Annotated in this window: 9 protein-coding genes, 1 tRNA gene and 2 pseudogenes; 7 read left to right on the plus strand and 5 right to left on the minus strand. The window is 42.4% G+C overall.

The features are described from left to right. Positions 1 to 210: 210 nt before the first annotated feature. Positions 211 to 3,312, minus strand: a complete 3,102-nt coding sequence (locus JZ784_RS01550) for a multidrug efflux RND transporter permease subunit (RefSeq protein WP_346313548.1) — start codon at positions 3,310 to 3,312, stop codon at positions 211 to 213. Between the two features lie 355 nt (positions 3,313 to 3,667). Here JZ784_RS01550 and JZ784_RS01555 point away from each other — a divergent pair, with 355 nt between their 5' ends. Both JZ784_RS01555 and JZ784_RS01560 read left to right on the plus strand, forming a co-directional pair. After that, entirely contained in the window at positions 3,668 to 4,249 is a 582-nt protein-coding gene (locus JZ784_RS01555) for a DUF4112 domain-containing protein (RefSeq protein WP_346314236.1), read from the plus strand. An 8-nt stretch (positions 4,250 to 4,257) separates the two neighbouring features. Next, positions 4,258 to 4,620 carry a hypothetical protein gene (locus JZ784_RS01560; protein ID WP_346314237.1) on the plus strand — a complete coding sequence of 121 codons (363 nt, stop codon included), beginning with the start codon at positions 4,258 to 4,260 and terminating at the stop codon, positions 4,618 to 4,620. A gap of 59 nt (positions 4,621 to 4,679) precedes the next feature. On the opposite strand, the gene htpX is transcribed toward JZ784_RS01560, so the two are convergent. Together htpX and JZ784_RS01570 are read right to left on the minus strand one after the other, a co-directional pair. Next, positions 4,680 to 5,585 (minus strand): protease HtpX, encoded by a 906-nt coding sequence (gene htpX / locus JZ784_RS01565; protein ID WP_005011342.1) that lies wholly within the window; start codon positions 5,583 to 5,585, stop codon positions 4,680 to 4,682. Between the two features lie 133 nt (positions 5,586 to 5,718). Then, entirely contained in the window at positions 5,719 to 6,573 is an 855-nt protein-coding gene (locus JZ784_RS01570) for a lytic transglycosylase domain-containing protein (protein ID WP_005011341.1), read from the minus strand. Positions 6,574 to 7,070: 497 nt separating this feature from the next. Here JZ784_RS01570 and ttcA point away from each other — a divergent pair, with 497 nt between their 5' ends. Next, complete coding sequence (gene ttcA / locus JZ784_RS01575) at positions 7,071 to 7,997, plus strand: tRNA 2-thiocytidine(32) synthetase TtcA (RefSeq protein ID WP_005011340.1); 927 nt, start codon at positions 7,071 to 7,073, stop codon at positions 7,995 to 7,997. A 224-nt stretch (positions 7,998 to 8,221) separates the two neighbouring features. Beyond that, positions 8,222 to 8,605, plus strand: coding sequence for an SCP2 sterol-binding domain-containing protein (locus JZ784_RS01580; protein ID WP_005011337.1), 384 nt, complete (start codon positions 8,222 to 8,224; stop codon positions 8,603 to 8,605). A gap of 61 nt (positions 8,606 to 8,666) precedes the next feature. Here the strand turns inward: JZ784_RS01580 and JZ784_RS01585 are convergent, their stop codons facing one another. Beyond that, positions 8,667 to 9,779: a transglycosylase SLT domain-containing protein gene (locus JZ784_RS01585; protein ID WP_005011336.1), complete on the minus strand. Its 1,113-nt coding sequence runs from the start codon at positions 9,777 to 9,779 to the stop codon at positions 8,667 to 8,669. A 362-nt stretch (positions 9,780 to 10,141) separates the two neighbouring features. On the opposite strand from JZ784_RS01585, the gene greB reads away from it, so the two are divergent. Both greB and JZ784_RS01595 read left to right on the plus strand, forming a co-directional pair. Then, complete coding sequence (greB, locus tag JZ784_RS01590; RefSeq protein ID WP_346313549.1) at positions 10,142 to 10,633, plus strand: transcription elongation factor GreB; 492 nt, start codon at positions 10,142 to 10,144, stop codon at positions 10,631 to 10,633. Positions 10,634 to 10,722: 89 nt separating this feature from the next. Next, positions 10,723 to 10,812 (plus strand) — tRNA-Ser (locus JZ784_RS01595). 275 nt (positions 10,813 to 11,087) lie between these two features. Here JZ784_RS01595 and JZ784_RS01600 read toward each other — a convergent pair. Continuing rightward, positions 11,088 to 11,246: pseudogene (locus JZ784_RS01600) on the minus strand (IS5/IS1182 family transposase); the annotation flags it as partial. 854 nt (positions 11,247 to 12,100) lie between these two features. Here JZ784_RS01600 and JZ784_RS01605 point away from each other — a divergent pair. Next, positions 12,101 to 12,525, plus strand: a pseudogene (locus JZ784_RS01605) (transposase); the annotation flags it as partial. Between the last annotated feature and the right edge of the window lie 476 nt (positions 12,526 to 13,001).

Here is a 13,001-nt window from a genome sequence, read left to right on the forward strand (position 1 = left end):
CCTGCAACACCTGCAACACCTGCAACACCTGCAACACCTGCAACACCTGCAACACCTGCAACACCTGCAACACCTGCAACACCTGCAACACCTGCAACACCTGCAACACCTGCAACACCTGCAACACCTGCAGAATAAAAATATTCTGTTCAATAAAAAAAGACGCATCATGCGTCTTTTTTTATTGAACTTTGGGAGTGAACGCGGGATTTATTTGGGATCCACTGCTGCCGCTTTAAATATAGACCGGATCATAACAAAGGCAAAAGGAATAAAAATAAGCACCAGCACGGTCCCAAACAGCACACCGCCAAACACGCTTAAGCCGATTTCCTGACGGCTGACCGCACCTGCGCCTTGAGCGAAAATCAGCGGAATCACGCCTGCGCCAAAGGCTAAAGAAGTCATGAGGATAGGGCGGAAACGCAGGCTGGCCCCTTCAATCGCGGCTTCAACGGCCTTTTTGCCTTGACGCTGCGCTGCATCTGCAAATTCAATAATAAGGATGGCATTTTTACAGGACAGGCCAATGGTGGTCAGCAGGGCAATCTGAAAATAAATATCATTTGGGAATCCGCCGATAAATGAAAATAAAATGCTTCCTCCTATGCCAAGCGGAATGGCGGCCATCACTGCAGCCGGAATGGACCAGCTTTCATATAAAGCCGCTAAGCAGAGAAAAATAAAGCCAATAGAGATCAGGTACAGCATGAATGCCTGGTTGCTGGTTTTCTGCTCTTCAAAAGATAAGCCGCTCCAGGCCAAATCGACATCTGACACTTTATTGACCAGCAGCTCAATTTGCTGCATTGCCTGACCCGAACTCAAGCCTGCCGCTTTCTCTGCTTCCATTTCGACTGCACTGTAGCCATTAAAGCGGTTAACGATTTCCGGCCCTCCAGACCAGCCAGTGGTCGAAAAGCTGGAAAATGGCACCATTTCATTATTACTGTTTCTGACACTCCAGTACTGCAAATCTTCAGGCTTGGCGCGGTAAGGGGCGTCACTTTGCATCATGACCCTTTTGATGCGTCCGCGGTCAATAAAATCGTTAATATATTTTCCGCCTAAGGCTGCTGAAAGGGTGCTGTTGATATCTGTCAAGGCAAGGCCGGAAGCCATTGCGGCTTTTTGATCAATGTGCACTTCCAGTTTTGCTTTATCTGGCGCAGATTTTTTATCAAGGTTTTCAAATGCATCAAAATGTTTGGCTTCATTTTTCAGCTCATCAAATTTTTGATTGAGGAAATGCCGCCCTTGGCCATTAATATCGCGCACCCAAAAGGTTAAGCTGTCAGTATCGCCTAAGCCATTAACCACAGGCGGCATTGAAATATTAATACGGGCGTTTGGGTCTTTGCTGAAATACTTGTTGGCGCGTTCGCGGATAGCATTTGCGCTGTTCGCCTGGCCTGAACGTTCATCCCACGGTTTCAGCTGGATAAAGCCCTGAGCTAAATGCTGGCCTGTCCCTGTGCGGTTGCGGCCATAACGCACCATGACCAAATCAACATTGTCTTTTTCATGTTCCAGAAAATAGCTGCGGACCGCTTCACCGGTTTCAATGGTTTTTGACATTGGCGCATTGTCTTGCAGTGTCACTTGCAGGCTCAGTGAACCCTGATCTTCATTGGGTAAAAAACTGGTCGGCAGCGCACGGTAAAATAAAGCAAAGACAATGATCAGTGCGCCTGCGATGACCAAGGCGGCTAAACGGTTATGCATAGCCAGCTGCGAGACCTGAATGTATCTGTTTTTGGTTTGATGCAGGGCGCGGTTAAAACTGGCGGCCCAGCGGTAGGTCTGACCGGCCGGCTTTAAGATTAATGCGCACAGCGCAGGGGTCAGCACCAGCGCCACAGACAGCGAAATCGCCATGGCTGTGACTAAGGTAATTGAAAATTGGCGGTAAATTACACCTGTCGAGCCGCCAAAAAACGCCATGGGAATAAATACAGCCGTCAGCACCAGCGTAATGCCGACTAACGCGCCGCTGATTTCATGCATGGACTCAATAGACGCCTGCTTGGCTGTCATGCGCTGTTCATGCATCAGACGTTCGACATTTTCAACCACCACAATTGCATCATCAACCAGCAAGCCGATGGCGAGCACTAAAGCAAAAAGGGTCAGGGTATTGATGGTCATGCCCAGCACATACAGTACCGCCAGAGTGCCTAAAATCACCACAGGAACAGTAATGGCGGGAATAAGCGTTGCGCGCCAGTTCTGCAGAAATAAAAACATGACTGCAACCACCAGTAAAATGGCTTCAAACAGGGTTTTAACGACTTCCTTAATTGACTCTTGCACAAAGGGTGTATTGTCGCGCGGGTAAACCAGCTTGTAGCCTGCCGGCAGTGTTTGAGCAATATGCTCTACGGTTTGATTGATCAGCTTAGAGCTTGCAATGGCATTGGCGCCAGAAGCCAGCGATATGGCCATGCCGGCAGAGGGGTAGCCATTGATGGAGCTGTAGGATTGATAATTCTCTGCGCCCAGTTCAACACGGGCCACATCCTTCAAGTAGACAAATCCGCCGTCCGCGCTGGCCTTTAAAATGATCGCATTAAATTCCTCAGCTGTTTTCAGGCGGGAGCCGGATGTGACTTTAGCATTTAAATACTGTTCACTCACTGCGGGCAGCTCGCCGACGCCGCCGGCAGCGACCTGTGTATTCTGCGCTTCTACAGCCTTTTGCACATCGCTTGGTATGAGCTTGTATTCACGCAATTTATTTGGATTGAGCCAAATGCGCATGGCAAATTGCGAACCGAAGACATCCACTTCACCTACGCCCTCGACCCGGGAAATTTCACTTTCTAAATGTGTCAGCAGATAATCAGACAGTTCGATATTGCTGCTTTTACGGCTTTCATCATACAGGCCAATAACCATATGGGTATCGCCGAGGGATTTAAAAACTTCGACGCCTTGGCGCTGCACATCTTCAGGCAGGCGGCTGAGTGCGCTGTTGATTGAGTTTTGCACTTGAACTTGCGCAGTATCCGGGTCTGTGCCATTTTCAAAACTGATATTAATCCGGCTGCGGCCTGTGGAATCGCTGCTGGAGCTGAAATACAGCAGGTGATCCAGGCCTTTGATCTGTTCTTCTAAAATTTGTGTGACGCTTTCTTCTACCGTTTCGGCATCGGCGCCCGAATAGGTGGCACTGATGGCGATTCTGGGCGGCGCAATATCGGGATAGCGCTCTACAGGAAGATTTTTTAAGGCAAATAGGCCACCCGCCATTACAAATATTGCGAGTACAAATGCAAAAATTGGCCGCTGGATAAAATATTGAGAGAGCATAAGTTATTTTACTTTCCGTAGCGCCTGAAAAGTTCCGTATAAAGGTAATGAAAGCGAAGATGCCGGCATCAATTGCTGATTGATGCATCGAAGCAATAGAGAAGCTCTTTGTTTATATACTATAAAAATGAAGAAAAAATGTATAAAAATGCTTAAATGATTGCAACGGGTGGCTGTATTGGCATATGAAGGCGGATAAATAAATCCCGCATGCGCAGCCATGGATATGCAAGGCCCGTATACACGATGGATACGTCTGGCGTTCTTAAAAATAAATGAATGCTGCAGACAGCATCGCGATAAAATGCTTTATTCAGCACAGCGCTATAAAGATGATGGAATGATGGAAAACTTGATGCCGGAAAAAAAATTAACACAGCAAGAGGTCATCCGCATAGAACGCGATTTAGCAAAGTTTGCCAATATGATGGATTCTGTCGTGCGGATTCCATTTACCAAGCAGGGCATCGGGGCGGATGCCGCGCTGAGCACCATTCCAATTGCAGGCGATGCAGCCGGGTTTATTTTGACCTGCTATGCGATTTATAAAGCGAAACAAATTGGTGTGCCGCAGCATAAACTCAGCCCGGTGCTCAAAATGGCGATGATTGATGCTGTAGTCGGCTTTATCCCTATTTTAGGAACAGTGTTTGATATCTTTATCCGTCCGAGCCGCAAGGCGCTGGATGTCGTGCATGAGCATATCCGCACTGAATATCAAATCAGCAGCGAATCGCATGTGATGCATCCCTTTTTGCATGAAAATTTAGAGAAAAAGCAGCAGCAATCCGCCTTTTGGCGCAATCCAGCAGTGGCTTGGATCTGGCTGCACTTGCCGGATTTGCTTGGCCTGATGTTTATTGTGCTGCTCGGCTTTGCCATGTGGATGGGCGGTGTCTGGCTATGGCAATGGTTTCAATCGATGAATGCGGGATAGGCAAGCCAATGAATTTTGAAGGACAAATCACTGCAAATCTGCCTGCTGTTGATTTTGATCAAACGGCATTGTTCTACCAAGGGTTGGGCTTTAAGCTGCAGTATCAATCTGCCGAATGGATGATTATGCGCTTGGGCAGCATGGTGCTGGAGTTTTTTCATCATGCAGCGCTGGACCCGCAGACTTCTTGGCACAGTGCCTGCATCCGTGTACAGGATATTGAAAGCTATTATCGATATTGGTCTAGCTTTGATTGGCGGTCATATAATCATGCGCGAATCACTGAAATTCAGCATCTGGCTGAAATCCGTCAATTTTGCATGATTGATCTCAATGGTAGCTTATTGCGCTGTATCCAGACCGCAGACTGAAGCGCCGCTTGCAAAAAAGCCTCCGGTAAGGAGGCTTTTTTTAAAGGAGATGATCGGGCTTAAGGGCAATCTAATTGCTGTAAAGCCGCGACACGCTGTTCAATTGTTGGGTGGGTCTGGAATAAAGCGGCTAAGCTAAAGCCTTGTTCCTTACCTTCCGCAATTGCAAACGCTTTCATTTCTTTCGGCATTTGATCCGGCAGTTCAGATTCGGCCTGCAGGCGAAGCAATGCTGAAATCATCGCCTGTTTGCCTGCTAAGCGGGCGCCAGCTTCATCTGCGCGGTATTCACGGTAACGCGAGAACCACATAACGATTGCAGACGCTAAAATGCCAAAGACAATATCTAAAACAATGGTCGTAATGAAATAGGCGATGCCGGGCGCTTCACCTTCTTCGCGTCCAAACAGATTGCGGTCGATAAAATCGCCGACAATACGGGCAAAGAACATCACGAAAGCGTTGACGACACCTTGAATTAACGCCAAGGTCACCATGTCGCCGTTGGCCACATGGCCGATTTCATGCGCTAAGACCGCACGCAGTTCATCTTTATTCATGCGTTCCAGCAGGCCAGTGGAAACCGCGACGAGCGCGTCGTTTTTATTCCAGCCAGTGGCGAAAGCATTCGATTGATACGATGGGAAAATACCGACTTCAGGCATATTAATGCCAGCGCGTTGAGAGAGTTGAGCAACTTCTTGTAATAACCATGCTTCAGCTTGGCTACGAGGAGCGTTCGGGTCAATAAGCTCAGTACCAGTTGTTTTCTTCGCCATCCATTTAGACATGAACAGGGAAATTAAAGAGCCAACCATACCGAAGACAAAACAGATAACCAGCAGGTTACCGATGTTTAAGCCGCCGGCGCCATGGTAACTGCCGACACCGAAGAGTGACAAGATAATGCCAGCTACAACCAGTACCGCGAGGTTGGTTAGCAAGAACAAACCAATCCGCATCATTGAGAAAATCCTCTTATAAAATAAAAATAATCTGATTTGCTAATCAAAATCAGTTAAAAGAATATGAGGTGAAACTCCTCATAATTCAAGGAAAAAAACGTAAATCCTGCAGAAAAATCAAAAAAGCTGAATTCTATTCTTTGAAGTAAATATGCGCTGAAGCAGATGCATTTGCTGTCGCGTATGATCCTGGCGCATCGGTATAATTGCCGTCTGCTGTGCGAATGATATGGCGCTGATATTTTGATTCCTTCAGTTCAGCTGCAGGCTGCTCATAGCCGCCAGAGCTGGCGACAATTTTGCCCTGTGAGGATGAAGAAGGAATATCGCTGACCAGGCCTGAGCCATTGGAATATAAGTTGCTGAAGCGGCTGCTGACCCGGCGGACATAATCTTGCGTTTCGCGGAAAGGCGGGACGCCGCCGTATTTTTGCACGTTGCCTTCACCGGCATTATAGCCGGCAAGCACTAATGAGGTGTTGCCGTTGAAGCGCTTGCTGAGCCAAGCCAAATAACGCGCGCCAGCCATAATGTTCTGATAAGGATCAAAGGCGTTTGAAACATTAAAACGCCTTGCCGTGGCTGGCATAAGCTGCATCAGGCCTTGTGCGCCGACAGGCGAGCGGGCATTCACATTAAAGCCGGATTCGGTATGCATGACTGCTTTAATTAAGCCTTCAGCAACGCCATGCTGCTGTGCAGCCTGCTTGATAATGTGGTCAAAAGCATTTTTATTACGGCTGTAGCTTGGCAAAACGGACGATTCGCTGGCGCCCCAATTGCTGTAGCTGTGAATATTGCTTTCAGGGTAATACGTCACTTTTACTTTGGTCAGTGAGCGGTCTGAATTTTTGCGGTTGGTCAGCAGTGTACTGCCGTTGTTGTCTTTGTAAATATAGATTTGACCGGCATGCGCCGAAGCTGCGCCTAAACAGATAGCCGCAGTGCCGCATACAGATAATATAAATAGCCCAAAATTATTGTTCATTGTAGTAAGTAAGTAAACTTCTGTCCCCAACAGTTATTAAGAGTTTAGCAAAAAAAAGATGATTGAAAAGGCATGATCAATTTATTTCTCAGCGAGTTTGTAAAAATCAAGTCATTTTGCTGATTCAATAATCAAAAAAAAAATTAATTTTTTTTTAGCGGGCATAACTTGACAGTGTTAAGCCATTGTTATTTAATGTATTTTAAATCGATCAAAAAATGATCAATTTAAATAAAAGCCTTAAACTCAGGGCAAGACACGCTGTCAAGCTGTTTTAAATCCACAAAGTTATCCACAGGATTTGTGGACAACTGTGGAAAAGTCCAAAAGGTAAGCATCTTGGCTAAAAAATGAACTTAACCGTTCAAATTATCATGCGCGCCATGACCCAAAGATGACATTGTTTTTACATTTTTCAGAAATTACATTCTTTAGGTGCGTGATGACTTCGAATCGGATAAAATTGCGCGGTATTTTTTTTAAGGTTTAACTCGTCTATGTTCTCGCCAGTTGAGTCCGAACAAGGATTTAATTTCAAACCAGAACTGCCAACCAGCTCTGCGTATTACCGTCTGCTGAAAAAGCTGCGCCGTCAGGTCGGACACGCCATTCGTGATTTTAAAATGATTGAAGATGGCGACAAAGTGATGGTGTGCATTTCAGGCGGGAAGGACAGCTATACCTTGCTGGACATCATGCTGCAGTTCAAACGCATCGCGCCGATCAATTTTGATGTGGTGGCGGTGAATTTAGACCAAAAACAGCCGGGCTTTCCTGAAGATGTTTTGCCGCGTTATTTAGAAGAAAATAACATTCCGTACTACATCTTAGAAAAAGACACCTACAGCATCACCAAGAAGCTTACGCCGGAAGGCAAAACGTATTGCGCAGTCTGCTCGCGTTTACGCCGCGGTTCACTGTACGGCTTTGCGCAGGAAATTGGCGCAACTAAAGTGGCGCTTGGCCATCACCGTGATGATATCTTGGCAACGTTCTTTTTAAACTTGTTCCATGGGGGCAGTTTAAAAGCGATGCCGCCAAAGCTGTTATCTTCAGATAAAAAGAATATTTTGATCCGTCCTTTGGCTTATGTAGAAGAGAAGGACATTATTAAATATGCAGAAATGCGCAAGTTCCCGATTATTCCGTGCAACTTGTGCGGTTCGCAGGAAAACCTGCAGCGCGCCATGCTGAATGATATGCTGCGTCAGTGGGACAAAGACTATCCAAAACGCCTGCACAGCATCTTTGGCGCTTTGCAGAACGTATCGCCATCCCAATTGGCTGACCGTGAGCTGTTTGACTTTGAAGCCCTGGACAGTGAGCGTGAATTTGACTTTAAGCAGAGCTGCTCAACTGAAGACGCTGCGGAAGGCGAAAGCAAGCGGATTAATATGGTCAATTTAGGTTTTGCTGCGGATTAAGCCTGTATTTGTATTCAAAAAAGCATCTTTATTTTAAAGATGCTTTTTTTATGTTTTTGATTTTTATTGATTATATAGGGTTTGAGTAAAAACTGAACGCTGCGTACAAAAAACTTTAGGCATAAGTTAAAATTACATGCTATAACAGGCAACAAGCAAAATAGCTTCAAAAGATGTGGCCTGGATAGGCTTCACACAATGCACAAATAAATTGAGGAAACATCATGCCTGCTTTTTTAACTGATGATTGGTTTTCAACTGTCGAAACTCTTACTGCGCAAGCTGGTAACCTAAACTTACCGCCTGCATTGGCAAATCTGGCAATTAACCTGGTCGTTGCAGACGCTTCTGGCAATACTGAATTATCTTTAGATGGCGGGGCAATTAAGAAAGGCCTTTCAGGCAATGCAAAGACAACGCTCAATATGGATGCAGAAACACTGCGCAAAGTATTCCTTGAGTTTGACATGGCTGCTGCGATGCAGGCTTTCATGACTGGCAAAATTAAAGTTCAAGGCGATATGTCGCAATTGATGGCTTTGCAAACAGCCAAGCCAAGCCAAGAGCAAAAAGATTTATTTAAAAAAGTGCTTGAGCTGACGGCTTAATCCGCTTACATAAAAAAAGCTTACCGACTGGTAAGCTTTTTTTTGCACTGGATCTCAGTAGTTATATATTCACCAGCTGAGGTGTCGTCTTAATGTGCTCTAGATAAGCGCGGATGCGGGTGACATATTGCACCGCCTGACGGTAACGGCCATTGCTGGCTTTATTGCTGTCGAGATAGGCGTATAAATTGACCCATTTATTAGGGTCTTTGCCCTGGTTCTTGATGCGGTTTTGCAGCTGGTTTACAGCGCCCGGCCCCATATTATAAGCTACTAAGGCATACCAATTGCGGTCAGGATACGGAATATCCGAGAACTGATCGAGCATGGAGTCATAATATTTAGCGCCGCCCTGAATGCTTTGAGCAGGATCGGTACGGTTGCTGACACCCATGGCTTTGGCTGTGCTGTTGGTGAGCATCATTAAGCCGCGGACTCCTGTAGGTGATACAGAGTTCGGCTTTAAATACGATTCCTGATAGCCAATCGCAGCCAATAAATGCCAGTCTAAATTGTATTGCTGCGCAGTACGCTGAAAACTGGCTTTATAAATTGGCATGCGGCTGTTTAAATCGCGCTGAATGCTGTCCCAGGATTCTTCTTTAATCACATTTTGGTTGTAGAAATTCGCCAATTGCTGCAGCGTGCCGCTTTGTTTGGCGCGGCAAATAAAGCCGCTGGCTGTTTCACTGAGCGGATCATTGGCAGCTTTGAAGACCCAGTTTAAGTCAGTGTTCAGGCCATTTTTCTGCAAGGAAGCAGTTTCACCGCAGGACGCTGAAAATGAAGTTAAATTTTTGCCTTCAATGGTCTGAATACTGGCAGTCGTCATGGCGAAGCTGGCTTTGCCTTGCTTAACCCATTTCAGAGCCGTGGCATTGTCATCTACCGTTTTAAACTCAAGCTTTACGTTTAAGCTGTCTGCATAGTTGCGGACTAAATCATAGCCAAAACCGTGCAAATGTTCACTGTCATCAAAGACAGCAGTGGGATTAACCACAGATACAACAACCAATTTATTGGTGTTGACGACATTATCAAATTGATATGCTGTTTTGCTTGCATTAATACTGTGGAATGGGAGAATCAAAGTACCAAAAGCAAGTGTTTTAATTGGGAGGGATTTTAAAGAGTTAAGGCAAAGCCTCGACCCAGAAGTTGAACTACTGTGCATGTTGTCTCCGCTACAGGTATTTATGCCCTAAAAAGCCAAGGCGAATAAGCCTGTAACTTTTACAAGTCAGCTAAATGCGATAAGGGTTGGGCAGTCATGACGTCATTCAAAATGACTAAGGATTAGTTGGGAAATATACAGAAAAACTGTATTGATTAAAAAACACTCAAGATCAAAAGATGTGCGCATAATAAAGATGAAAAAAAGGCTTGTCAAATTTTGTACATGAATTAGTGAAGATTTGTAATATAACTTGTTAATTTTATTAATGAATTAATTTCATAGCCTTTTTTTATATGCAGAAAGAGGGTAATATGGTGATTTCCTGTACGTGAAAAGCAACAGTCAAGCCAAAAAATATTATGAAATCTAACTTAATTACACGCGGTGGACATGACTTGCTGGTTGCTGAATTAAAGCATTTATGGCACGAAGAACGTCCTGAAATTACAAAAAAAGTGAACTGGGCAGCAAGCCTTGGTGATCGTTCTGAAAATGCAGATTACCAATACAATAAGCAAATTTTGCGTAAAATTGACCGCCGTGTACGTTACTTAGGAAAACGGCTTGAAGAGCTGCATATTGTCGACTTTTCAGCAGAACAAGCAGGCAAAGTATATTTTGGTGCTTGGGTTGATATTGAAAATGAAGCAGGTGAACAAAAGACTTTAAGAATTGTCGGGGTGGATGAAATATATGATCACCATCCCCAGCATATTTCAATTGATTCACCTATGGCGCGTGCTTTGCTGTCTAAACAGGTAGATGACGAAGCAGAAGTGATGACGCCTTTAGGTAAAAAAACATGGTTTATCAATGCAATTCGTTATGAGCCGTCTGAAAAGCCGGATTAATATATTTTTGATTTTATTTTGAACAGTTAAACTAAAAAAAACCAAAAGCATTTGCCAAAGGTTAAAATTATTTATATGATGGCGTCCATGGAAGCGTGGCAGAGCGGTTTAATGCACCGGTCTTGAAAACCGACGAGGGTTTACCCCCTCCGTGAGTTCGAATCTCACCGCTTCCGCCAAATACTTAAAAAAGCCCTTGTTATTACAAGGGCTTTTTTATTACCTAGTGGGTTACCCCACAACCTATCCCAAATAAAATTTTGGATTTAAAAAGTAAAGATGGGATAGTTTTAGACTGAATAAGAAATCAATATAAAAAACTTTAATAATTCTATATTCAGTTTAGGCTGTGAAAAAAAGACTTTTAATACACAGAAAATAGCTCATGAATTAGACATTTAGGTGGAAATAGGCTTTGTTGCACAAACTTATCATTGAAGGCTCATTCAGCAATATCAGAATAAGTTTGATTTCGACCTTGTTCGCCTTTTAGCTGAGCATACCATTGAGTGCTAGGAGCAAATGAAATCGAAATATTATCTCTATTCATAAGAGTTTGGTTGTAAGTGGGCTAATTGGCTGTACGATAGATTTTAGGTGCTGGCTTATTTATCCGAAATTATATTACCGAATACGTATCTAATGGTAGGTTTGTGCAAGAAACCTTTAAGGATTATAAAATTGAAATTACTAGGTATTAAGAGAATTATAAATAAATATTTTAAAATATCATAAATTTTGATATTTCCGATGTGAAATCTTATTTGGATATATTTTACAATAGTCAAAGTATTATTTAAATAGAATAATGAAAGAATCGCTGAAAAATTAACAATTTTTTGTGAAAATAAAAGATGCTCTCTTGATTTATTGGATTATAGAGATGAATATTTAAGAGAAAATGATGTTAGTAGTGATTTAATTGAGTAAAACCTAATTTAGTATGGGTGTTGTATTGTCTGATATTAATTGTTAGAAAATAAAATTTAATAAATATAAATAGATGTGAAGAAATTTAAATTTTATATTAATATTTATAAAAATTTGAAAATAAAACAAAAAAGTTCAAGTAATGCATCTGTTAAAGTCATAAATAATACCTTATAGAGTGTGGGAATATTCTTCTAATTCTAAAGGATAAAATGCACTTATTAATGAATTAAGCGGAGTATCTTGTTGGAAGGCGTCTTATATTAAAAGTTTCCTTTATGTTATTTAGGATTAATGTGTCAGTATAGATATCCAGATGAATATAACGCCACAAGTTGTGATGAATTTTCTTTTTTAAAAGATAAAGTGCAAGGTGGAGATAAAGAAGAATCATAAGATATTGGGAATGCCTAGTTACAGAATTGAATTAATGAATGAATTGGGGGGTGAAAAGTTGCAGTAATTAAAGGGGATTCATTTGAACAAATGAAAAATGCATTGCAACAATGAAATGATTAATTGCGGTATTGATATACTGAACCCTTGCAAATAAGGGTTGTTCAGATGACTGCAAAGAATGTCAGTGATTCGATGGATCAAATCCCACCTGATGAGCAAATTATTCTGTCTATGCAGATGAAGCTTATGGCACCAAATACTGCCGATAAGTCATTTCAGATCGACAAGCACATGCGGCGCTTCTACCTAAAAAATGCAAGGCCATGGAAAGATAAGACGCTGAGATCTTTAGAGAGAAATGAATTGCTTAAAACAGTTAAACACCTAGGAAGAACGATTTGGAAAAAGTGGCCTAGCTATCATCGTCACAGCTTGGTAGAAACTAAAATTAAATTATTAGGTGACAAACAGAGTGCTAGAAACTTCAATAGCCAAGTCAATGTAATTCACACATGCATAGCAGTACTCAATAAATTTAGGAATTAGGCAGGCCTCATACCTAAGTTGTCACTTAAATTTGAGTGGCTTAGGTGGCAATCTAGCTTTTAAACCTTTGTACAACAAAGCCTATTTCTTCTAAAGAATTCTATTATTTACTGGCACACCAATTAAATTTAATACAATGGCGATAAGTAAAGTACTAGCTACGCTTCCAAATTGAAACTGACCAATCTAAAAAAATAGCAAAGGGTAAAAACAACAGTATTTCAGTACTGTGCTTTAATTTTTTTTAAATATTCTTTTAAATAGATGTTTCTGAAATAGATTTACAATTCTATTTATTTAATGAAGCAGTTTTTGGTTTTGTCTAGGTGTTCATTTTTAAAGTTTATTTATTTTTTAAGTGGTTGTTTTAGAAGTGTATTTATAAAAACTTGTTTTAGTCTTCCGATTCTTAAAAACTAATTAAATTTTATTGTGTTGTGTGAATATATAATAATTTATTTGAAATAAAAACTTTAAATGTATAGTGGGTATT

Origin of the sequence: Acinetobacter sp. CWB-B33 (genome assembly GCF_039655955.1) — a bacterium.
In the GTDB taxonomy this organism is placed as follows: Bacteria; Pseudomonadota; Gammaproteobacteria; order Pseudomonadales; family Moraxellaceae; genus Acinetobacter; species Acinetobacter bouvetii.

Excerpts from the sequence above, each read along its gene's own strand:
- JZ784_RS01550 (WP_346313548.1), bottom strand. The coding sequence starts at position 3,312 with ATGCTCTCTCAATATTTTATCCAGCGGCCAATTTTTGCATTTGTACTC.
- JZ784_RS01555 (WP_346314236.1), top strand. The coding sequence starts at position 3,668 with ATGCCGGAAAAAAAATTAACACAGCAAGAGGTCATCCGCATAGAACGC.
- JZ784_RS01560 (WP_346314237.1), top strand. The coding sequence starts at position 4,258 with ATGAATTTTGAAGGACAAATCACTGCAAATCTGCCTGCTGTTGATTTT.
- htpX (WP_005011342.1), bottom strand. The coding sequence starts at position 5,585 with ATGATGCGGATTGGTTTGTTCTTGCTAACCAACCTCGCGGTACTGGTT.
- JZ784_RS01570 (WP_005011341.1), bottom strand. The coding sequence starts at position 6,573 with ATGAACAATAATTTTGGGCTATTTATATTATCTGTATGCGGCACTGCG.
- ttcA (WP_005011340.1), top strand. The coding sequence starts at position 7,071 with ATGTTCTCGCCAGTTGAGTCCGAACAAGGATTTAATTTCAAACCAGAA.
- JZ784_RS01580 (WP_005011337.1), top strand. The coding sequence starts at position 8,222 with ATGCCTGCTTTTTTAACTGATGATTGGTTTTCAACTGTCGAAACTCTT.
- JZ784_RS01585 (WP_005011336.1), bottom strand. The coding sequence starts at position 9,779 with ATGCACAGTAGTTCAACTTCTGGGTCGAGGCTTTGCCTTAACTCTTTA.
- greB (WP_346313549.1), top strand. The coding sequence starts at position 10,142 with ATGAAATCTAACTTAATTACACGCGGTGGACATGACTTGCTGGTTGCT.